The sequence below is a fragment of the Enterococcus sp. AZ050 genome (genome assembly GCF_051715085.1).
Classification (GTDB): Bacteria; Bacillota; Bacilli; order Lactobacillales; family Enterococcaceae; genus Enterococcus; species Enterococcus faecalis.
On the sequence record NZ_JBIOTC010000001.1, the window covers coordinates 2518118 to 2540720 of the forward strand.

At 38.3% G+C, this 22603-nt stretch carries 22 protein-coding genes and 1 riboswitch; of the genes, 13 read left to right on the forward strand and 9 right to left on the reverse strand.

Annotated elements, in window-relative coordinates:
• The first annotated feature begins 126 nt into the window (after positions 1–126).
• Positions 127–744: a hypothetical protein gene (locus IGJ04_RS12205; protein ID WP_002355821.1), complete on the forward strand. Its 618-nt coding sequence runs from the start codon at positions 127–129 to the stop codon at positions 742–744.
• Between the two features lie 50 nt (positions 745–794).
• Here IGJ04_RS12205 and IGJ04_RS12210 read toward each other — a convergent pair whose 3' ends face one another.
• Entirely contained in the window at positions 795–1898 is a 1104-nt protein-coding gene (locus IGJ04_RS12210; RefSeq protein WP_002355822.1) for an ABC transporter ATP-binding protein, read from the reverse strand.
• A gap of 185 nt (positions 1899–2083) precedes the next feature.
• Here IGJ04_RS12210 and mgsA point away from each other — a divergent pair, with 185 nt between their 5' ends.
• Both mgsA and IGJ04_RS12220 read left to right on the forward strand, forming a co-directional pair.
• Positions 2084–2506: a methylglyoxal synthase gene (mgsA, locus tag IGJ04_RS12215; RefSeq protein ID WP_002355823.1), complete on the forward strand. Its 423-nt coding sequence runs from the start codon at positions 2084–2086 to the stop codon at positions 2504–2506.
• A gap of 66 nt (positions 2507–2572) precedes the next feature.
• A riboswitch (THF riboswitch) is annotated at positions 2573–2740 on the forward strand.
• Positions 2741–2770: 30 nt separating this feature from the next.
• Entirely contained in the window at positions 2771–3319 is a 549-nt protein-coding gene (locus IGJ04_RS12220; protein WP_002385065.1) for a folate family ECF transporter S component, read from the forward strand.
• Between the two features lie 51 nt (positions 3320–3370).
• Here IGJ04_RS12220 and IGJ04_RS12225 read toward each other — a convergent pair whose 3' ends face one another.
• Positions 3371–5137, reverse strand: a complete 1767-nt coding sequence (locus IGJ04_RS12225; RefSeq protein WP_438840251.1) for an ABC transporter ATP-binding protein — start codon at positions 5135–5137, stop codon at positions 3371–3373.
• Positions 5127–6854 (reverse strand): ABC transporter ATP-binding protein, encoded by a 1728-nt coding sequence (locus IGJ04_RS12230; protein ID WP_002363303.1) that lies wholly within the window; start codon positions 6852–6854, stop codon positions 5127–5129. Before IGJ04_RS12230 ends, IGJ04_RS12225 begins: the two co-directional genes overlap by 11 nt.
• Positions 6855–6979: 125 nt before the next feature.
• On the opposite strand from IGJ04_RS12230, the gene IGJ04_RS12235 reads away from it, so the two are divergent.
• The 3 genes from IGJ04_RS12235 (at position 6980) to IGJ04_RS12245 (ending at position 9876) form a co-directional block, all read left to right on the forward strand.
• On the forward strand, positions 6980–7747 hold the full coding sequence (locus IGJ04_RS12235) for a putative ABC transporter permease (RefSeq protein ID WP_002387023.1): 768 nt from the start codon (positions 6980–6982) through the stop codon (positions 7745–7747).
• 248 nt (positions 7748–7995) lie between these two features.
• The gene (locus IGJ04_RS12240; RefSeq protein ID WP_002397936.1) at positions 7996–9216 is read left to right on the forward strand and encodes a 3D domain-containing protein; all 1221 of its coding nucleotides are present in this window, start codon (positions 7996–7998) and stop codon (positions 9214–9216) included.
• Positions 9217–9312: 96 nt separating this feature from the next.
• Positions 9313–9876, forward strand: coding sequence for a GNAT family N-acetyltransferase (locus IGJ04_RS12245; RefSeq protein WP_010828625.1), 564 nt, complete (start codon positions 9313–9315; stop codon positions 9874–9876).
• A 184-nt stretch (positions 9877–10060) separates the two neighbouring features.
• On the opposite strand, the gene IGJ04_RS12250 is transcribed toward IGJ04_RS12245, so the two are convergent.
• On the reverse strand, positions 10061–10585 hold the full coding sequence (locus tag IGJ04_RS12250; protein WP_002355833.1) for an LURP-one-related/scramblase family protein: 525 nt from the start codon (positions 10583–10585) through the stop codon (positions 10061–10063).
• Positions 10586–10636: 51 nt separating this feature from the next.
• Positions 10637–11506, reverse strand: coding sequence for a Cof-type HAD-IIB family hydrolase (locus IGJ04_RS12255; RefSeq protein WP_002383369.1), 870 nt, complete (start codon positions 11504–11506; stop codon positions 10637–10639).
• Positions 11507–11639: 133 nt separating this feature from the next.
• Between IGJ04_RS12255 and IGJ04_RS12260 the strand changes: the two genes are divergently transcribed.
• From IGJ04_RS12260 to IGJ04_RS12280, 5 genes are all read left to right on the forward strand, one after another.
• Complete coding sequence (locus IGJ04_RS12260; protein ID WP_002363309.1) at positions 11640–12320, forward strand: uracil-DNA glycosylase; 681 nt, start codon at positions 11640–11642, stop codon at positions 12318–12320.
• A 155-nt stretch (positions 12321–12475) separates the two neighbouring features.
• Positions 12476–13459, forward strand: coding sequence for a phosphate acetyltransferase (gene pta / locus IGJ04_RS12265; RefSeq protein ID WP_002355836.1), 984 nt, complete (start codon positions 12476–12478; stop codon positions 13457–13459).
• Positions 13460–13600: 141 nt separating this feature from the next.
• Positions 13601–14095, forward strand: a complete 495-nt coding sequence (gene tsaE / locus IGJ04_RS12270; RefSeq protein ID WP_002387026.1) for a tRNA (adenosine(37)-N6)-threonylcarbamoyltransferase complex ATPase subunit type 1 TsaE — start codon at positions 13601–13603, stop codon at positions 14093–14095.
• A complete protein-coding gene (locus IGJ04_RS12275) occupies positions 14088–14609 on the forward strand; it encodes a GNAT family N-acetyltransferase (protein ID WP_002396468.1) in 522 nt (173 codons plus the stop codon). Before tsaE ends, IGJ04_RS12275 begins: the two co-directional genes overlap by 8 nt.
• A 169-nt stretch (positions 14610–14778) precedes the next feature.
• On the forward strand, positions 14779–14988 hold the full coding sequence (locus IGJ04_RS12280) for a hypothetical protein (RefSeq protein ID WP_010828626.1): 210 nt from the start codon (positions 14779–14781) through the stop codon (positions 14986–14988).
• A 73-nt stretch (positions 14989–15061) separates the two neighbouring features.
• Here IGJ04_RS12280 and bopD read toward each other — a convergent pair whose 3' ends face one another.
• From bopD to IGJ04_RS12300, 4 genes are read right to left on the reverse strand one after another with little or no spacing between them, the layout of a single operon-like run.
• Positions 15062–16072 carry a LacI family transcriptional regulator BopD gene (bopD, locus tag IGJ04_RS12285; RefSeq protein ID WP_002388885.1) on the reverse strand — a complete coding sequence of 337 codons (1011 nt, stop codon included), beginning with the start codon at positions 16070–16072 and terminating at the stop codon, positions 15062–15064.
• A gap of 23 nt (positions 16073–16095) precedes the next feature.
• Complete coding sequence (locus IGJ04_RS12290; RefSeq protein ID WP_002376138.1) at positions 16096–17103, reverse strand: aldose epimerase family protein; 1008 nt, start codon at positions 17101–17103, stop codon at positions 16096–16098.
• Positions 17093–17761 carry a beta-phosphoglucomutase gene (gene pgmB / locus IGJ04_RS12295; RefSeq protein ID WP_438840252.1) on the reverse strand — a complete coding sequence of 223 codons (669 nt, stop codon included), beginning with the start codon at positions 17759–17761 and terminating at the stop codon, positions 17093–17095. The genes IGJ04_RS12290 and pgmB overlap by 11 nt, the downstream gene beginning before the upstream one ends.
• Positions 17754–20048, reverse strand: a complete 2295-nt coding sequence (locus tag IGJ04_RS12300) for a glycoside hydrolase family 65 protein (RefSeq protein WP_438840253.1) — start codon at positions 20046–20048, stop codon at positions 17754–17756. The genes pgmB and IGJ04_RS12300 overlap by 8 nt, the downstream gene beginning before the upstream one ends.
• Positions 20049–20328: 280 nt before the next feature.
• Between IGJ04_RS12300 and IGJ04_RS12305 the strand changes: the two genes are divergently transcribed.
• Positions 20329–21528 (forward strand): PTS transporter subunit IIBC, encoded by a 1200-nt coding sequence (locus tag IGJ04_RS12305; protein WP_438840254.1) that lies wholly within the window; start codon positions 20329–20331, stop codon positions 21526–21528.
• 59 nt (positions 21529–21587) lie between these two features.
• Positions 21588–22496 carry a glucose PTS transporter subunit IIA gene (locus tag IGJ04_RS12310; protein WP_438840357.1) on the forward strand — a complete coding sequence of 303 codons (909 nt, stop codon included), beginning with the start codon at positions 21588–21590 and terminating at the stop codon, positions 22494–22496.
• Positions 22497–22603 lie beyond the last annotated feature (107 nt).

Here is a 22603-nt window from a genome sequence, read left to right on the forward strand (position 1 = left end):
AAAAGAACTTTCTGTTATTTATGAGAAATAACAGAAAGTTCTTTTATGTGTCTTGACACATTGTGGCTGTTCAGCTACACTTGAGAAAAACAAAAGGTGTCATGACACCTTCAGGAGGCAGTTTTAATGAAAACAAACTCAGTAAAACGTTTAACAATTTCAGCACTTTTAATTGCAATGGGGATTATCATTCCAATGGTTATGCCAAGAATTACCATTGGTCCAGCCAGTTTTACGTTAGCAAGTCACGTCCCAGTTTTTATTGCCATGTTTATTTCTCCAGTGGTGGCAATTGCGGTTAGTCTAGGAACAGGTTTTGGTTTTTTCTTATCCGCAACACCGATTATTGCTTTGCGGGCCTTATCTCATTTGATTTTTGCAGTCATTGGCGCAGTTATTTTACAAAAGCATCCAGAAATTTTAATCAATAAAGAGGGGAAATTCACTTTATTAAATGGGAAATTACAGTTGTTTAACGTGGGAATTGGAGTGATTCATTCCGCGGCCGAGCTAGTGGTTGTTTCTGTATTTTACACAATGGGCAACTTGCCAGGAACCTATTATACAGCCGGCTTCATGTATTCTATTTTTCTTTTGATGGGCGTTGGTGGATTAATTCATAGTTTGGTGGATTTCAGTATTGCCTACTTTTTAGCAAGTACCTTAAGTAAACATGTAGATATTCCAACTTTTACAGAAGCGAAACAACCCAAAGTGATAAAGAAGAAGGTTAAATTAGCATAAAGAGAAACAATCGAGGCATCCGTCATTGTGACGGATGCCTCGAGATTTTTTTACTTAATGACTTCTTCTGTTTGAGGGTCGAAGAAATGTCCTTTGTTAATATCAAAAGCTAAGTCAATCATTTCACCAGGATGGTGGAAGTCACGAGCATCTACTTTTGAGATAAACTCTGTATCACCAATTTTTGTATAAAGCATGGATTCAGCCCCTAATAATTCAGAAACAACGACTTCAGATTTAATCACCGCATCTTTCATTGCCGTTAAAGCCACTTGTTCGCTATGAATATCTTCTGGACGAATACCGAAAATTAATTCTTTGCCTTCATAACCATGTTCAACAAGCTCTTTGTTTCTTCCTTCAGGAATTGCTAGTTTTAAGCCATGTTGGTTAGAAATAACCCCATTGTTTAAGGTAACTTTGAAGAAATTCATGGCAGGTGAGCCGATGAACCCAGCTACGAACATATTTTTAGGTGTATTGTAAACTTCTTTTGGTGAACCAATTTGTTGAATAAAGCCATCTTTCATAATTACGATTCTGTCAGCCATGGTCATCGCTTCGGTTTGGTCATGTGTCACATAAATTGTCGTAGTTTCTAAACGTTGGTGTAGTTTAGCGATTTCAGCACGCATGGCTACACGTAATTTTGCATCCAAGTTTGATAAAGGTTCATCCATTAAAAAGACTTTGGCATCACGGACAATTGCCCGGCCAAGTGCAACACGTTGGCGTTGTCCACCAGAAAGCGCCGCAGGTTTACGCTGTAAGTACTCTGTTAAGCCCAGAATATCCGCAGCATTTTCCACCCGTTTTTTAATTTCAGCTTTATCATATTTTCTTAGTTTTAAACCAAAAGCCATGTTATCAAAAACAGTCATATGCGGATAAAGCGCATAGTTTTGGAAAACCATGGCAATATCACGATCTTTCGGTGCAACGTCATTCATGACTTTGTCCCCAATTGATAATTCACCTTCAGTAATATCTTCTAAGCCAGCAATCATTCGCAATGTTGTTGATTTACCGCAACCAGAAGGTCCGACAAAGACGATAAATTCACGGTCTGTAATTTCTAAGTTAAAATCTGTAACAGAATAATGTTCTGCATTGTCATATTTTTTATACACATTTCTAAGCGCCATTTCCACCATTTGATACGTCACTCTTTTCTTTTTGATTTGTTACTCATAGTTTAAATGAAAACGCTATCTTTCAGCAAGGGAGAGTTGCACAAGAAAAAGAAGACTTTTTCGTCAAGGTGACAAAGGGCAAACACTCTCAGCGGATTTATCGATAAACTTTTGTTATAATATAACAAAGACAGGAGTTGGATAACATGAAAATCGCTTTAATCGCTCATGATCGTAAAAAAACATTAATGATCAAACTAGCAACCGCTTATAAACATATTTTAGAAAAACATGAATTGTATGCAACGGGAACGACAGGCATGAAAGTGATGGAAGCAACTGGCTTACCCGTGCATTGCTTTAAATCGGGGCCATTAGGTGGGGATCAACAGATTGGCGCAATGATATCAGAAGACAACATTGATTTAGTTATTTTTTTAAGAGATCCTCTTTCCGCGCAACCGCATGAACCAGACGTGACGGCTTTGATTCGTCTAAGTGATGTCTATGAAATTCCTTTAGCAACCAATATCGGCAGTGCTGAAATTCTTTTGAGAGGTGTCGAGGCGGGGTTTGCGGACTTCCGTGAAGTTATCCATGAAGGCGATCGTCGACCGTTAGCTTTTTAGAGAACCTTAATGGTTATTTTGACTATTTTGTGGTATATTTTATGAGGACTTTTGTCCAAATAAAATAACAGAGTAGGAGACAAAGCGTTAAGTGCTAAAAGGATGGGATGTTGCCTTTTGGACGAAGAACATAAACAGTGTGTTGCTAGAAAGCAAAGGTTCTTACTTTGCTTATCATCAGAACAACACGTTCAGCTTTTTAATGTTCGCGGTTTTGTTTTCGCATTCGCTGCATGGTTCGTCATGTAGCAGCTCTTAGAGGAGATGCTAAAAATGACAAAGAAAAAATTTGGCACAAAATCCATTGCGTTAATGGGCGTACTCATTGCGGTGGTCGTTGTCTTTTCACGCTTTTTTGCGTATGAAACAACGTTTTTAAAAATCAGTTTCACGTTTATTCCAGAATCATTGATTGGGATGATTTTCGGACCTTTTTGGGCTGGAATCGGCACGGCGGTGGCTGATGTGGTAGGAATGTTGCTTTTTCCAAAGGCAGGCTATTTTCCTGGGTTTACTTTAAATGCCTTTTTGGCTGGTGCTATTTATGGTTATTTCTATTATAAGAAAGAAATGACATGGCAACGAGTGATTTTGGCGACATTGTTGGTCACCGTTTTAATTAATATCATTTTAACTCCTTTGTGGTTAAGTTTAATGTATGGAGTCAATCTAGCAAATTTTGCTTGGTGGGTGCCACGCTTAATTAAAACAGTTATTTTCTTTCCTATTCAAGTAATTGCCACTTATTATTTAGGCAATAAAATTCCCTTTAAACGTTTATTTGGAAAACCATTATCTGAATTAGATCAATAAATTTAAAATTAAAAGAGTCACTTTTCATCATCCCAGAAAAGTGACTCTTTTTTATTGTGCTTTTTGATTAAACTGCGCTTCGTAAAGGTCACGATAATAACCCTGTTCTTTTTGCAATAATTCGTCATGGGTGCCAATTTCAACCACTTGACCATTATCCATAACTAGAATTTTTTCAGCACTTTTGATTGTTGCTAAGCGATGGGCAATAACAAAACTGGTCCGGCCAGTCATCATTTGTAAAAAAGCATCCTGAATTTTTTGTTCGGTCAATGTATCAACTGAACTGGTCGCTTCATCTAAAATAAGCATCGGCGGATTACTAATCATCGTGCGTGCAATAGTCATTAATTGTCGTTGTCCTTCAGAAATTTTAACGCCTTGGGAACCAATCTCGGTATCTAGTCCTTGAGGTAAACGCATGACGAAATCAAAAATATGGGCTTTTTTCATGGCTTCTATAATTTCTTCGTCAGAGGCTTCAGGATTCCCGTACGTTAAATTTTCCCGAATGGAACTATCGAATAGCCAAGTATCTTGGAGAACCATACCAAAACTTTTTCGTAAGCTGTCCCGAGTAATTTGAGTAATGTCGTGAGTATCAACCGTAATTTGGCCACGGTCGACCTCGTAAAAGCGCATTAACAAATTCACTAATGTTGATTTACCCGCACCAGTTCGCCCAACAATGGCAATTGTTTCTCCTGGTTCAGCAATTAAATTAAAGTTTTCGATTAAAGGTCGCGTCGGCGTGTAAGAAAAATCAACGTCTTTAAATTCAACACGGCCTCGCGCTTCTTTCAAAACAATTGCGTTCGGGGCATCAGGACGTTCAACTGGTTGATCCATCATATCGAAAGTACGTTCCAATCCAGCTAAGGCTGCTTGGATTTGGTTGGTGATTCCTGAGAGTTCAATAAAAGGTTTAGAAAACTGACTAGAGTAAATGGTGAAACTGGAAATAACACCAACTGTGACTAAAGGATTGCCACTTAAAGCTAACAAGCCACCGACTAATCCAATCGATAAGTAAGATAAATGGTCGATAAATCGAGAAAGTGGGTTGGTTAAGGAGGAAGAAAACTGAGCCTTCTGTCCTTTTTCATACAACGTTTGATTCAATGCTTCAAATGTTTCTTGCGTAGCTTGTTCTTGTTGAAAGGCTTTAACAATTTTTTGGTTGCCAACCATTTCTGAAACGAAGCCGGAAATTTCACCAACAATCGTTTGTTGTGCAGCAAAGTTTTTTTGTGAAGCTTTTGCAACAAGCCAGTTTACAATAAAAATAATCGGCGTACTGATAAGAACCACTAATGTGAGCAGGGGACTTAGCCGAATCATAAAGAGCAAAGCAACAACGACGGTGGCCATGCCAGAAAATAATTGGTTGAAGACAGCCGAGCAAGCCATTGAAATATTGTCAATATCGTTGGTAAAGCGACTGACGATATTTCCGTGTGACGTTTGGTCATAATAACTTAACGGTAATTGATTTAAATGGGCAAAGGCGTCTTTTCTCAGCTGTGTGGTCGATAAATAAGACACGCGATTACCGAGACGTTGAATCAGCCATTGACTTAGAACGGTTACGAGTAAAATCCCTGCTAATAAACCTAAAATTTTGATGAGTTGCGCAGCATTGACTTGTCCTTTACCAACCATTGTATCAACGGATTTACCTATATAATAAGTCATGAGGACAGTCGAAAAACCACTGAGAATTCCTAGGATTAAGGCGCCAATAATTTCTTTTGGATAGCGTAGTAAATACGGCTTAAAACGTGAGAAGGCACCAAAATGAATTTTTTTAGTTTGCATGGGTATCCTCCTCCTGTGACGCAACGATTTCTTGATACTCTTTAGAAGAAGTAAGTAATTCTTCGTGGGTGCCAAGGCCAGCGACTTTTCCACTATCTAGGACTAAAATTTGATTCGCCGTTGCAATCGAACTCACGCGTTGTGAAATTAAAATAACGGTTGTCTCTGCTCGTTCTTTTTGTAAAGCACGGCGCAGATTCAAATCTGTTTGATAGTCGAGGGCACTCAAGGAATCATCTAAAATAAGTAAATGCGGTTTCCTAATCAAGGCACGGGCAATGGTCAACCGTTGTCTTTGTCCACCAGAAAAGTTTTTTCCGCCTTCGTTAACAGGCGTGTCTAACCCTTGGTCTAATTGTTCAACAAATTCTTTACATTGGGCGATAGCTAATGCTTCCCAACAGTCTTCATCAGTTGCATTTGGTTTGCCCCATTGTAAGTTTTCTCGAATAGTCCCTGTAAATAAGACGGCAGTTTGTGGGACACTTGCCACTTGTTGGCGTAAAGTAAAGAGCGGCCAATCGCGCACATTTATACCATTAATAAAAAGGTTTCCTGCACTAACATCATAAAATCTGGGAATGAGTTGGGTTAAGGTACTTTTTCCGCTGCCGGTAGGTCCTGTGATGCCGAGAATTGAGCCTTTAGGAATCGTAAAATTGATATTTTCCAAAGCCAAACCGGCCTCTGGTTCATAACGAAAATCTACATGGTCAAAGGTAATATCACCAAATTGTGGCGATGTTTTTGCTGATTCTGGTGTATCTGTTAACTGGCTTTCTACAGTTAAAACCTCATTGACACGGTTTGCGGAAGCAGCGGCTCGCGTAAAAATTACCACGAGATTAGAAGCAACAATTAAAGCGAGCATCATTTGATTCATATAATTGATCAATGCTAAAACTTCCCCTTGTTGCAAGGAACCAAAAGAAACTTTTAAGCCACTAAAATAAAGTAAAAATAAAATTCCAACATTCATAATCAAAGTGGTTAAAGGCGTTAATAAAGCAGAAACATTCGATACACGAATGTAAATATCGCCTAAATCATCTGAAGCTTTATCAACATGTCGTTGCTCTGTTTCCTTTCTAGCAAACGCACGAATCACACGGACACCGCTTAAGTTTTGACTAATTTGACGGTTTAACCGATCCAAATATTCTTGGACTTTTTGATATAAAGGCACAGTCACTTTAATGATAATAAAGAGAATAAGGCTAAAAATTGGTAAAAGTAATAGGAAAAGAAAGCCCATCTGCACGTCAATGTAAAAAGCCATGACCACAGAACCGATACTTAAAAAAGGTGTCCGAATGACCAACCGAATAAACATCGCTAAAGCCAATTGAAGCTGGTTGATATCGTTTGTGATCCGGGTGATGAGGGTATCTGTACCAAAACTATTCAATTCTTTGTGTGAAAGCTGATTAATTTTCTTCATTAATTGATTTCTTAGCTCCGTCCCAAAACCTTGCGAAGCGACTGAAGCATAATATTGACAAATCATGACAAAAAATAAACCAACTAACGACATAACAAGCATCCAGAGGGCCATTTCTATGACAGTCTGTCGGTCGTTTTGACGAATACCGACATCGACTAAGTGAGCCATGAATAAGGGCAAGACTAACTCGAAACAAGCTTCTAAAAATTTGAAGACTGGACCGAGGATAATTTGTTTTCGATAATTTTTTGCGTATTTCAATAAACCAAACATAAGATTCCTCCCTTTGCTGCTCTCATTGTAGCCTAATCTTTCAATGAAAGAAAGTTGTTCGCTACATTTTCTCAACTTCTGTTAAAATAGAAGAAAAGCGCAAAGAAGTGGAGTGTGACAGAAACGTGGAAAAAATGAGTCAGGTTATTTTGTTATTTTTTATTTATTCCTTTATCGGCTGGTTATGGGAAACAGTGTATTGTTCATTAAAAGCCAAAAAATTTGTTTATCGAGGATTTTTGGTAGGGCCCTATTGTCCTATTTATGGATTTGGGGTCTTAAGCGTTCTCTATTTTGTGGAACCCTTCGAGAACAATCTCTTGGTATTGTATGTCGGATCGGCTGTTTTAGTGACGATTTTAGAATATGTCACTAGTTATGGCTTGGAAAAACTGTTCCATGCCTCTTGGTGGGATTATCATGATGTACCTTTTAATTTAAACGGTCGTGTGGCTTTACCGGTTTCTCTTTTTTGGGGATTGGGGTGTGTCTTGATTGTCAAAGTTATTCAACCAGAAATCGCCAAAGTTGTCAGCTTTTTACAAGCAACCTTTGGCAACTACTTAGCCCTTTGCATAGTGATTGTAATGGGGCTTGACTTAATTTATACGTTGCTGAACATGCAAGGTTTCAAAAAACTTATTACCGAGATGGGCCAAACGTTGGAAACGAACCAACAAGAATTTAAGCAACGGTTGAACACAAAAATGGAAATCGCTACAGCTGATTGGCAGAAGTTAAAAGAACGAACCAAAAAAGAGCATTTCCAAAATCGGTTAAATTTCCAACAACGTCGTTTTATTAACAATTACCCAAAACTAACTTTAAAAAACATTAAAAATTCCAAAGAAGTTCGGCATCTCTTAGAAGATTTGAAGAAAAAGGGCCAATAATTAACAAAAAATATTACAAAATATTTCAATCAATGGTCTAATGGGATGAAAAAAAGAAAAATCGTCAAAAGCTAGTTTTTAAGCCGTCTTAAGAAATTCTTAAAGAATTGAGATAGAAATGGACTAATGAATAAACGCAGGATAAAAAAAGAGTTGCATTTAAATTGTAACAAATTGTAACACGATTGAAATAAAACAAGCCCTCCTGACTAGTATAATGAGTAGGTGTTTTAGATAAGTTAGGAAAGGTGTTGGATTTAGTGAAGGTTAAAAAGTTGATACCATTTTTAACAACAATGATGCTTATCAATTTTGGACTTCCAGTCGCTGCTGCAGCAGAATCACTTGATTCATTGCAAGAAAAAGAAGCGCAAGCGAAACAATCTGGGGAGTTAATTAGTAAAGAAATCAATTCAGCCTTAGACGATGTAAATGCTAAATATGCGGAAATCGAACGTTTAAAAACGCAAATTTCAAAAGCGGAAGATACGTTGAAAACTTCGAAAGAGGAAATAGAAAAAACAGAAAAAAATATTTCTCGTCGTAAAGAAGCTGTTGGCGATCGTATGAAGGATATTCAATTAAATGGCGACCAACGTACTTGGCAAGCCTTATTAGATGCAGAAAATTTATCAGATTTCTTTAATCGGGCCTACGCCATGACCGTTTTACAAAACTTTGAACGGGAAAAGATTGAAAGCTTAACTAGCGAAAAAGAAAAGTTAGCTGCATTACAAGAAAAAGTTGAAAATACGCAAACAACTTTAAAGCAAAATGAAGAGAAATTACAAGTTGAAGCTTCTTCAATGAATAATAAAGTCTCTGAGTTAAAAGAAAAAATGGCGAATAATGAAGAATTATTGGCTCAAATTTCGACAGACAAACAGAAAGAGCAACAACGCTTAGTCAGCGAAAAAGCAGCAGCTGAGGCACAGAAAAAACGTGCGGCAGAAACTGCCAAAGCAGAAGCAGCGAAGAAACAAGCAGCTGCCGACAAACAAGCGCAAGCAGATGCGGCGGCTAAACTAGAAGCCAAAGCTGCTGAAGAGTCAAGCAGTCAAGCATCAAGCTCTTCTACAAGTACGGAAAGCAGTAGCACTGAATCTTCAAGTTCTGCTAGTTCATCCGAATCGTCATCAACGCCAGAATCATCGACAGGCGAATCATCAACACCAGGAACTGGCTCTGGTCGTGTGCTTCAGATGGAATCAACTGCTTATTCTTGGCGCGAAGCTGGTGCAAGTAATCTAAGTGCTACTGGTATTGACTTAAGTAAAGAAAGCAATGTAGTTGCAGTCGATCCAAGTGTAATTCCTCTAGGTTCATTAGTGAAAGTCTCTGGTTATGGCTTTGCTATTGCTGGAGATACAGGTGGCGCTATTCAAGGAAATATTATTGATGTTCATTTTGATTCAGTAGACCAATGCCGTCTTTGGGGACGACGTCAGGTTACAGTAGAAATTCAATAATAAATTTGTTATACTAAAGACAAGATAAAAGGAATTGGCTAAGTCAGTAATGATAGTAGCCAGTTCTTTTTTAGTTAAATGTAAAGGAGAATTACAATGATTCGCTCGGCAACAAAAGAAGACGGTCAAGCGATTGCTCGGCTGGTCTTAGTTATTTTAAAAGATATGGAGTTACCAATTTTAGAAGAAGTCTCAGAAGAACAAATGATTGACCTATTAGCAGAGGCAACGGCGCATCCAACCTATCGCTATGGCTATCAACGAATTTTAGTTTATGAACATGCAGGTGAAGTTGCAGGGATTGCTGTCGGCTATCCTGCGGAAGATGAAAAGATTATTGATGAACCTTTAAGAGAAGTCTTTAAAAAACATGGCTTAGCAGAAGATGTTCGGCTATTTATTGAAGAAGAAACCTTGCCTAATGAATGGTATTTAGACACGATTTCTGTGGATGAACGTTTCCGTGGAATGGGAATTGGTTCTAAGTTATTAGATGCTTTACCTGAAGTAGCTAAAGCTAGCGGGAAGCAAGCCTTGGGTCTAAATGTTGATTTTGACAATCCAGGGGCGAGAAAGTTATACGCAAGCAAAGGCTTTAAAGATGTCACAACAATGACTATTAGTGGTCACTTATACAATCATATGCAAAAAGAAGTGTAAAAATAGAGGTCGGGACAGAAGCGTTTAACTCCGAGAAATAAGAAGGAATTTCCGAAAATTGTTCTATAATTTTTGGATAATTTCGGCTTATTTCCGAAGGAGTTGCTTCTGTTCCCGCCGTTTATCAATTTTTAAGCCTGGGACAAAAATCCAAAGTGATTTTTGTCCCAGGCTCTATTTTTCATTAATCCGTTAAAGGATCAAAATCTAATCCAAAATCATCGGAAGTTTTTTGTTTTTTCTTATTATATAACCAGTAGTCAAGGACAGCTGCTATACAGATGCACAACGGTGCGTCCTCATCATTGGCAACAGTTAAAACAAAATAGTCGCCTGTACAAAGCATGGTTTTATCCATTGACATAATTTTTTTATGGACTTGATAAATTGAATATTGATGCGCTTTGATATCACCAACAACTGCCCAGTGAAGGCCTTGAACATAATAGAAATCAGCATTCAAATTGAACAGTTTTCGTAGAGTACCCACTTTTTCAAAACGCTGATATAACTCAAATCGTGTACCAAAAGTCCAAGAAACTTGTTTAATACTGGCTAAAATTTCTCCGTTCATTGCATATAAAGAAAGCGCATCTCCTCGTGTGCCCCAGCGCCCCACCAATAGAAAAAGTGAACGGCCTGCTTGGTCTTTCACGATGGTTCGCGTAACTTTTCCTAACTGTTGTTCTTGAATAAAAAATTCAGACACGACACGATCTCCTTTCTATATATAAATGAGTGCTGTAACTGGTAGTGCTTATTACAAATCTTCTCTTATTGCACGCAGGATGGCTTCGCCAACACCATTTTCTAAATTAGTGGCTGTTTCATATTTAGCATATTCTTTTAATTCCAGTTCGGCATTGCCCATTGCAAAACTTACCCCAGCCCATTGAATCATGCTGACGTCATTTAAATTATCACCAATAGTCATGACTTGTTCAGCGGGAATCCCACGTTCTTTAGCGACGCGCGCAACCGCAATCCCTTTTTGTGCTAGGCGGTGGTTAATTTCAATATTATTAAGCGCAGAAGAGGTAACAACCAAATCATCTAGTTCTTCTACTTCCATCCCAGCAGGACCTAATACTTTCGGCCCATCCATACTGAAGCCAATAATTTTAAGGACTTCAATCGAATCATCTTTTAAAATGTCGTCTAAACGATCAACATAGGTAATATGCAATAAAGATAGGTGTGCTGAAGCCATGGCGATCGCCACTTTATAAGTTAAATGGGGCATGGATTCTGCAATATGAGCGGCAAAGTTTTCAATTCTTTTTTCTTGATGTTCAGAAAAAATACCTTTATTTGTAGAGATTTCATAGTAAACATTGTGTTGACTCAAAATAGTTAGTACTTCGGTTACTGTTTCTTTTTCGATCCCAGCCGTGAAAAGTGAGTGTCCATCTTTGTCAAACACTTGGGCGCCGTTTAAAGTAATCATGGCGCAGTCAATTCCAGCTTCTTCTAACGCGGGTTTCGCTTCGGTATATGCGCGGCCAGTAGCAACCATAAATTCGATTCCTAAACGTTCCGCTTCGCGAATTGCTGAAGCGTTATCATTTGTGATGCTCATTTTTGCATCTAAAAGTGTTCCATCCATATCTGAAGCAATTAATTTAATCATCGATTCTCTACACCTCATTATCTATTTAAAGCTTACCTATAGTTTACCACGTTTTTCCAAGAGAAAGTACCCAGAAATTTCTTGTCAGGTTTGGAGAAATTCGTTATGCTTAGAGAGCGAAGGAGTGAGCATTATGAAAGAAATTATTCACAATAGTTGGCAAACCGTTTTATCTGCTGAATTTGAAAAACCGTATTATCAAGAATTGCGGGAATTTTTGAAAAAAGAATATCAGACACAAACGATTTATCCAGATATGTATCATTTATTTTCAGCGTTAGAACTAACCCCTTTTGAAGAAGTAAAAGTAGTAATTTTGGGACAAGACCCATATCATGGACCCAATCAAGCACACGGACTAAGTTTCTCTGTCCAGCCAGGTGTGAAAGTGCCGCCATCTCTTGCGAATATTTACAAAGAATTACAAGCTGATTTAGGGTACCAACCCGTCAACCATGGCTTTTTAGAAAGCTGGGCCAAACAAGGCGTGTTATTATTAAATACTGTGTTGACCGTTCGGGCAGGTCAAGCCTATTCCCATCGAGGTAAAGGGTGGGAGCAACTGACAGATGTCATTATCGAAAAGTTGAATGAGCGTGAAAAACCCGTTGTTTTCATTTTATGGGGACGTCCAGCTCAAGAAAAAATTAAAATGATTGATACGACTCGGCATGTGATTATCAAATCGCCACATCCAAGTCCATTGTCAGCGCATCGTGGTTTTTTTGGCTCACGTCCGTTTTCTCAAGCGAATGCTGCTCTAGAACGTTTAGGGGAAACGCCGATTGATTGGCAACTTCCTGAAACAGTGTAGTGTAACAGTGTATGCTGTTATAGTGTAGAAGAGTTAGTTTGTGAAAAGTTTATCGGATTATTGGTTTTTTTGACTAATACAGCTAGAAAAAACTGTTATTTTCTTTGAGAATAGTGTATGATGGATTTTGTAAATATAAAACTGGAGGGTTTATCGTGGAATTATTCGATAGCTTAAAATTTAAAGTCGTACGCCGTAATATCAAAATTGTTTTCCCTGAAGCAACAGATCCTAGAATCTTAGGTGCTGCTGCCCGCTTAAAATCTGATGAATTAGTAGAACCAATCTTAATTGGTGATCCAACAGATATCGCAAATGCTGCTATGGCTCGTGGAATCAACACATCAAACTTTATTATTATCAACCCAAATGATTATGAAAAATGGGATGAAATGGTCGAAGCATTTGTTGAACGCCGTAATGGAAAAGCTACTAAAGAAGATGCTGAAAAAATCTTAAAAGATGTCAACTATTTCGGTACTATGTTAACTTACATGGGTATTGCTGATGGTATGGTTAGTGGTGCTATCCACTCAACAGGTGATACAGTTCGTCCTGCGTTACAAATCATTAAAACAAAACCAGGCGTAAGCCGTACAAGTGGTGCCTTCTTAATGATTCGTGGTCGTGACCAAGAAAGATATTTATTCTCAGACTGCGCGATTAACGTGAACCCAACTGCACAAGAATTAGCTGAAATTGCTGTTGATAGTGCCAAAACAGCTGAATTATTTGACATTGAACCAAAAGTTTCATTGTTAAGTTTTTCAACAAAAGGTTCTGCAAAAGCACCAGAAGTAACAAAAGTTGCTGAAGCTACAAAAATTGCGCAAGAATTAGCACCTGAATATGCGATTGATGGTGAATTACAATTTGATGCTTCTTATGTATCTTCTGTTGCACAATTAAAAGCGCCTAACTCAAAAGTTGCTGGAGAAGCAACAGTCTTTGTATTCCCAGATTTACAATCAGGAAATATTGGCTACAAAATTGCTCAACGTTTAGGTAACTTTGAAGCAATTGGCCCAATCTTACAAGGATTGAACAAACCAGTTTCTGATTTATCACGTGGTGCAAACGAAGAAGATGTTTATAAATTATCAATCATTACAGCTGCTCAAACATTAATGAACGACTAATTAACTATGTCGAAGCATGATAAATAAGCAAAGTAGAAGTTGAGGTTCCCAGGACACTTGGGCCTCAACTTTATTTTTTTGAAGCTGCCACTAGTCAACTTATTGAATTTTCGGTATACTTTCATACATAGATTCTTGCAGATGGGAGGCAAAAAAATGAACATTGTCCTGAATAATCCATTGGAAACAGAAGCAATTGCTAAAATCATTGGACAAAAGGCACAAGCTGGTGATGTAATTGTCCTGACTGGTGATTTAGGGGCCGGTAAGACGACAATGACGAAAGGGATTGCTTTAGGATTAGGCATTTCCCAAATGATTAAAAGTCCCACCTATACGATTATCCGCGAATATCCACAAGGACGACTTCCGTTATACCATATGGATGTCTACCGTGTTGAAGAAGGTGCGGATGAATTAGGGTTAGATGAGTATTTTGAAGGAGATGGGCTATCCGTTGTAGAATGGGGCAGCTTGATTGAAGAAGAATTGCCAGAAGATTATTTAGAAATTATTTTAAATAAAGATTCTCAAGAAGCTGACAAGAGAGTTCTTGAATTCCGTGGAACTGGTCCATTGGCAGAAGAAAGAATAGCAGAGATTCTGAAAACGTGGGAGGCTCGCGAATATGACTGAACAAACATTTTCTATTCGAGAAGCAGTGCCTACTGATGCGGATCAATTACTATCTGTGATGTCAAAAATTGGGAGTGAAACGCCCTATTTGGTAATGGATGAGCGAGGAATGGCCATGTCGACAACAGAATTGGCTGAAAATCTAGCAACACTCTATGAATCGCCAAATAATGTTTTATTGGTGGCATTAGCGGGAGAAGCAATCATTGGGACCGCTTCTGTGTCTGCTTCTTCTAAAAAGCGGATGGAGCATATTGGTGAAATTGGCATTAGTATTTTAAAACAGTACTGGGGCTATGGACTGGGCAGTATCCTGATGGAAGAACTTATTCGCTGGGCGCATGAAAGTCATGTTATTCGTCGCTTGGAATTAACGGTACAGGATCGCAATCAACGAGCGATTCACGTCTATAAAAAATTAGGGTTTGAAACAGAAGCAATTATGCCTCGAGGCGCCAAAACAGACCAAGGTGAATTTTTAGATGTTCATTTAATGCGTTTGCTGATTGATTAATTATTGGTTAATAATTTTAATTTCTTAAATAATCGAACGATAATTGCATGAAAAAACAAAATTTTCGCAATTATCGTTTGTTTCATATTTATTTTTCTGATATTTTTGTTATAATTATAGAAGAATTTAACGAAAAAATGAAAATTTATTTTGGGAAGGAATGTAAGAAATGGCGAAGGCAACGAAAATGAATGTTAATTATCGAGAGTCGATCTTGGATCGTGCGTATCGTTTAGAGCTAATAAAAAAAGATGAGTATACAAAACATCAAGAAAAATTATCATTATTAAATGAAAAATTGTCTGACGGGGAACCAGCTCAATTTGATGCAAAAGAAGAAACGTTTTGGAAAAAAATTTCGCAAAAAGTTATTTTATAAAAGTAATACATACGAATAAGAGCGTACACATAGAAAGAAGCGTAAGCAGTGTTAAACTGCTTACGCTTCTTTTTTAATGAACAGGAATAACTGTTTCACGCTTAATTAATTTGTGAGGAATAACGAGACGGACACCATTTGTCAATTCTTCGTGGATTAATTCATATAATTTTTTCATCGCCATTCGACCTAATTCTGACGTGTCGATATCAATGCTTGTTAGATAAGGATGTGTCAATGTTGAAAAGATTGAGTTGTTAAAACTAATAATGGATAACGTTTCAGGAACTTGATAACCATAGATTTGCGCAAGTTGCATCGTCCGCAAAGCAAAGATATCATCAATCACCACCAACGCCGTGGCATTATTTTGATGAAGAATATCATCGAAAGCCATGTAATCTTCAGGTTTTTCTAACGCAACGCTTGGTAAAACAGTTAATCCTTGCATCATCATTGCTTTTTGATAACCAAAGTAACGTTCAAAGTACAAACTTTCATGCGTTGTATTGGTCACAAATAAAATATTTTTATGGCCGTTTTCAATTAAAAATTCCGTCGCTTGTTTCCCTAATAATTGATTATCATTATCCACGTAAACTATTTCCGTTTCATGTTGGTAAGGTTGACCAATTAAAGTAAAGGGAATGTTGTTTTCATATAAGTAATCAATGACGGGGTCCTTACTATCTGAATACACAAGAATAAAACCGTCCACTTGTTTTTGAAGATGCATTCTTTTAACGTTTTCCAATAGTACATCAAAACTTTTGGCAGTTGCAATAGCAGTAGTCATATCGTAAAGACGGGCTTCTTCGTTGATGGCTTCCATAATTTCTAAATAAAATGGATTCCCTAACCGTTCTTTCGAATCTAAAGGAGGTAAAATTACGCCAATGGCACTTGAAATTCGTTTACCCAAATTCCGTGCCGTCATATTTGGCACATAGCCTAAGTCATCCATGACTTTTCGCACTTTCTTTTTTGTCGATTCAGAAATACTAGGATGATCGTTAATGACACGCGAAACGGTTGAAGTTGCAACCCCCGCTTTCTTAGCGACATCTTTTACTGTAATTGCCATTTTTGCCACGCCTTTCTTAGTGATTATAGAAGGTTAAATTGATAAACCGTTTGGTAGGTTTGCTTTTTATTAGCTGGTAATAAAATAGAGCCCCATTGAGGATGATGAACAATGTCTGGATACTCTTGAGGTTCAATTGCTAAGCCATAGTTTGAATGCATCGCTTGTCCATTAATAGAAAAAGGAGCCTCAAAACCAGTCGTAGAAAATAATACCATACTTTGGTTCGTTGTTGCTATCGTCATTTTTCTTCCAGAAGTAGGTTCTTGTAAGCATAATTGTGGCTGTCTTAAGTCAGAGCCAACTAAGGGGAAAACATCATCTAACCCAGTTGGATAGCGTTGGAGGATTGTTTCGATAGGTGTCAGTTCATTAAAACGTATGGATAGTTCAGAAGCTGGTAAAATCCGTCCAGTAGGCAGCTTATTATCGTCTAATTCTAACATACCTTGACAGTTCAAAGATAGCAAATGTGACAGAATGTCTAACTTTCCGTCGCCAGATAAATTAAAGTAGGCGTGGTTTGTAGGATTAAAAAGTGTTTCCTGTTTACTCCGTCCAGTACTGATCATTCGTAAATGATTATCCTCTAGCTGGTAGGTGATGGTGGCCTCAATTGGTCCAGGATAGCCAGAAATGGTGTCGGTTAAATGAAAGGAAACGCCAATGATATCCTTTTTTTCAAAGGGCTCGACTGTCCAATATTGAAAAGACCACCCCTTTGAGCCACCATGGATATGATGACCGTCGCTGTTTTGTTCTAATATTCCATTTTGCCAATGGCCATTACGTATGCGTCCAGCAACTGGTCCAACAGTGGCGCCAAAAAAGCTTTGATCCTTTAATACATCTTGATACGAATCATACGATAAAAGGATATTTTCCCAATGATTATTTTTGTTTGGCATCAAAAGTTGATGGAGGCGCGCGCCATAATTGAGAAGAACGACTTCTAAAAAGTCGTTCTTCAAAGTAATTTTTTTTAAGTTTGTGTTTGGAATATCGGTTACGGTGATACGATTATCCTTCATGATCAAGCCACACTTTTTTTAAGTAATCAAACGTTAAAGCGCTCGTCTCTGGCACGATGGGCAACCCTTCGCCTAACTCTTCTTTGCGGCCAACGCCAACAGGCTGCGCTCCACTAGCAAGAATCGCTTGAATCCCAGCTTTGGCATCTTCAATGCCAAGACATTCTGCTGGTGTCAAATCAATTTCTTTCGCAGCTAAAATGAAAATATCTGGAGCGGGTTTGCCTGCCTGAACGTCTGCTGGATTAGCAATGGCATCAAAAAGGGGCGTCAATTGCATTTTTTCTAAAAGGAAAGGCCCATTTTTACTTGCAGAAGCCAAGGCGATTTTAATATTGGCCGCACGTAATTCCGTTAATAAAGAAAGAATTCCTGGATAGACATCTTCAGGCGTAATTGCTTGGATCATTTCCAAGTAATAATCGTTTTTCCGTTGCGCTAACTGGGCAAATTCTTCAGAAGAAAACGTGCCTTCTTTTTTTCCGTATTTTAACAGTAACTGCAGAGAATCTTCACGGCTTACACCTTTCAATTGTTCATTGAAAACACGGTCAATGGAAATTCCAATTTCGTTCCCTAATTTTTTCCAAGCGTGGTAATGAAATTCTACTGTATCAGTAATAACGCCATCTAAATCAAACAAAACGCCTTTAAACATGAACTTCTTCCTTTCTGATCGGTAAAACTAATCGATCTTTTAATGTGTATTTTTGATCGTAAACAGTTAATGGAATTGCAGGGCCGTCGAGTAAAGTGAAGGCCACTTGGTCTGCTGCAACTTCAACAAATAGTAAACGATTCCGGTAATTAATGTGGAACGAGTAGGCTGTCCATGTCGCTGGTAAAAAGGGTGCAAATTTTAGTTGTTGATGGTCCGTTTTCATTTGGGCAAAACCTTGAACAATCGCTAGCCAACTACCAGTCATTGAGGTAATGTGTAAGCCATCTTCTGTATCATTATTGTAATTATCTAAGTCAAGGCGCGCTGTTCGTTGATACATTTCCACTGCTTTTTCTTCCATACCTAATTCAGCAGCTAATACAGCATGAATGCTTGGTGAAAGGGAAGATTCATGGACAGTCATTGGTTCGTAAAAGTTAAAGTTCCGGCGTTTTTCTTCTAAAGAAAAGGCGTCATTAAAGAAATAAATTCCTTGAAGAACATCGGCTTGTTTAATGAAACAAGACCGCAAAATTTTATCCCATGACCAATGTTGATTTAAAGGCAGCTCACTAAGTGGTAAATCAGAAACAGGCATTAAATCTTTATCTAAGAAAGTGTCATGTTGTACAAAAATGCCTAATTCATTATCCACTGGGAAGTACATATTTTCTACAATGTCTGCCCATTTAGCTAATTCGTCGTCTGCAATTTTGAGCGTTGTTTCTTCTTGGAATTTTAAATAAGACTCACGGGTGTAACGTAGAACCCACGCAGCGATGGTATTGGTATACCAGTTATTGTTGATATTATTTTCATATTCATTTGGCCCCGTTACGCCATGAATCATATATTGTTTATGGCGTTGGGAGAAGTGGACCCGATCTGCCCAAAAACGAGCGATTGCCACAAGCACTTCTAGACCAGCATCTTTTAGATAATCTTCGTCTCCTGTATAGTTGACATAATTATAAATCGCATAAGCAATCGCACCATTTCTGTGAATCTCTTCAAAAGTGATTTCCCATTCGTTATGACATTCGACACCAGTAAAAGTAACCATTGGGTAAAGCGCACCCTTTAACCCTTGTTGTTGGGCATTATGAATGGCTTGAGGCAATTGATTGTGGCGATATTTCAGTAGATTTTTAGTAACTTCGGGCTTAGCCAACGCCAAGTAAAGTGGGACAGCATATGCTTCAGTATCCCAATATGTGGCACCGCCATATTTTTCGCCAGTAAAGCCTTTTGGTCCGATATTTAAACGATCGTCTTCGCCATAGTAGGTTGAGAAAAGTTGGAAAAGATTAAAACGGATGCCTTGTTGGGCTTCGTCATCTCCTTCAATAACAACATCAGCTAATTGCCAACGTTTTGCCCAAGCGGCAGCTTGCCCAGCTTTTGCTTCAGGGTACAAGGTAGTCATTTCTGCAAATAATTCGTTTACTCGTGTGATTTGTTGCGTTTCTGGCACATCACGACTGGTAACGACAAGCACTTCTTTTGTGATAGAGGTCGTTTCGCCTTCGTTTAAAGACACCGTCAATTCTGCGGTTAAGGCCAAGGGCTGTTGTGTATATGTAGGCACAACAGAGGCTCCATCGATGAAATGGCGCATGCCTGCAGTCACTGTAAAACGCTCTATTTCAAAGTTGTTAGGAATGGTCTTAGTCGTAACAAAGCCAAGTGTTTCTTGTGTTTCAATAGCTCTTTCTTCCCAAAAATGTTCTTCATAATTGCTGTCTTCATTTTGAACATCGCCATCCAATTTTGAGTGAAGAGTGATTGTGCCTGTACCTTCCAGCATTTCAATTGTTAAGTGGATGTAAGCTGCTTCTTTTTTTTCTAAGCTTAAAAAACGTTCAAAAGAGAAGCGCACTTTGTTCTTCGGTGTTTGGATGGTGAATTGCCGAGAAAGGACCCCATTTTGCATGTCTAATTCTAAAGAAAAATCTTCGTAAGGTGTAGTGGCTAAATCAATTGTTTGTCCATCAATTTGTAAATCCATTGCGATGAAATTAATTGCGTTAATCACTTTACCAAAATATTCAGGATAACCATTTTTCCACCAACCAACACGTGTTTTGTCTGGATACCAAACACCTGCTAAATAGGTTCCTTGATGGTGGTCGCCAGAATAGTGTTCTTCAAAATTTCCCCGCATCCCCATATAGCCATTGCCAATGCTCGTTAATGATTCTTGTAAACGTAAATTTTCTTTATCTAAGTGTGTAGTACGGATTTTCCAAGGATCAATTTGGAATAAACGTTTGATTTGTTTCATGAGAATCCCCCTCAGTGATTTTATTGATAGGTCTATCATAAACGCAACCGATTGCATTAGTCAATAGTCAATGCTTAAAAAGTGTAATCTTATGAATAAAAGCTGAAACAAAGGTAGGTTAGAAGGAGCTTTATTTGCTTTATTAAAAGACAAAATAAAAAAGGATTAAGTAGTAGGGAATTGTTTTCCACAATATTTTTGAAATTAAAGCATTTACAAAAAGGAAACAGGAGTATATAATGGCAACATAACGAAACCGATTGCGTAAGGAGTGGCAGGAATGAAAAAAATGTTTAGTTTTGAGTTTTGGCAAAAATTCGGGAAAGCTTTAATGGTCGTTGTGGCAGTAATGCCCGCAGCGGGTTTAATGATTAGTATTGGGAAATCGCTTCCCTTAATCGATCCTAATTTAGGTTTGTTAGTAACAACAGGCGGAGTTCTGGAGAGTATCGGTTGGGCAATTATTGGCAACTTACATTTACTATTTGCGTTAGCAATAGGTGGCAGTTGGGCCAAAGATCGTGCAGGTGGAGCATTTGCAGCGGGGATTTCTTTTGTTTTAATCAACCGTATTACTGGAGCCATTTTTGGTGTAACAAATGAAATGTTGGCAGATGAACAAGCTTTCACGCATACCTTATTTGGCACCAAGATTATGGTGAAGGGATTCTTTACAAGTGTCTTAGAAGCTCCGGCATTAAATATGGGTGTTTTTGTAGGGATTATTGCTGGTTTTGTCGGTGCGATGGCTTACAACAAGTATTACAATTATCGGAAATTACCAGATGCGCTATCATTTTTTAATGGTAAACGGTTTGTCCCATTTGTCGTTATTTTGTGGTCAACAATTGTCTCAATTGCATTAGCACTTATTTGGCCAAATATTCAAGCGGGAATTAATAATTTTGGGTTATGGATTGCGCAATCTCAAGATAGTGCACCTATTTTAGCGCCATTCTTATATGGAACGTTGGAACGTTTGTTATTACCTTTTGGGTTACATCATATGTTGACGATTCCAATCAACTATACACAATTAGGTGGAACGTATGAAATTTTATCTGGCGCACAAGCTGGAACCCAAGTCTTTGGTCAAGATCCTTTATGGTTGGCTTGGGCAACAGACTTAGTGAATCTTAAAGGTGCTGGTGATATGAGCAAGTATCAGTTTGTCTTAGAAAATTGGACACCAGCTCGATTCAAAGTAGGCCAAATGATTGGTTCTTCAGGGATTTTAATGGGGATGGCTTTGGCGATGTATCGTAATGTCGATGCAGATAAAAAAGCTAAATATAAATCAATGTATTTTTCTGCTGCTTTAGCTGTTTTCTTAACTGGTGTGACAGAGCCGCTAGAATTCATGTTTATGTTTGCTGCAGTGCCGCTTTATGTGATTTATGCCGTGATCCAAGGTGCTGCTTTTGCAATGCTGATATTTTACCATTGCGTGTGCATTCGTTTGGAAATATTGAATTGTTAACAAGAACACCGCTAGCAATAAAAGCTGGTTTAGGTGGCGATTTAATCAATTTTGTTTTAATGGTCATCATTTTTGGTGTTGTCACTTATTTCTTAGCCAATTTCTTAATTAAAAAATTTAATTACGCAACACCTGGAAGAAATGGAAACTATGACAATGATAACGGCGAAGAAATCGCATCTGGCGCGGCTGGTTCAGGTGTCGTCGATCAGCAAATCGCGCAAATTGTCTACTTACTTGGTGGTAAACAAAATATCAAAGAAGTTGATGCGTGTATGACACGCTTACGTGTCAGTGTAAAGGATCGAGAAAAAGTCGGTTCGGAAGAGGCGTGGAAACGGGCAGGCGCAATGGGCTTGATTGTGAAAGATAATGGCGTTCAAGCCGTTTATGGACCAAAAGCCGATGTTTTAAAATCCGATATTGAAGATTTACTAGCTTCCGGCGTTGACATTCCAGAACCAGTTATAGCAGAAAGTACAACAGGAGTGCCAACAACGAATTTCTTAGGCAAGAAAAAAGATTTCGTGGCTGTGGCGACAGGGGAAGTTATTCCAATGGCGCAAGTCAATGATCCTGTCTTTTCACAAAAAATGATGGGGGATGGATTTGCGGTTAAGCCTCTAGAAGGAGAAGTGGTGGCACCAATTTCGGGGAAAGTACTAAGTGTTTTCCCAAGCAAACATGCGATTGGGCTACAAACAGAAGAAGGTATTGAAGTACTTGTCCATATGGGAATTGATACAGTTGAAATGGCAACACCTGCTTTTGAATCGTTTGTTAAAGAAGGACAATCATTGAAAGCTGGGACGAAACTAGCTAAAATGAACTTGGATGTGATTGAACAAGCTGGCAAAGAAACAACGATTATTGTCGCTTTTACAAACAGCGACAAAGTGGAACAAATAGTTATTAATCAACTAGGAACCACCACTGCGGGAACTGTGATCGGACAGATTGAAATTTAAATGATTAGGTATGAGGTCGGGACAGAACCGTTTAACTCAGAGAAATAAGAAGGAATTTCCGGAAATTGCTTTTTAATTTTTGGATAATTTCGGCTTATTTCCGAAGG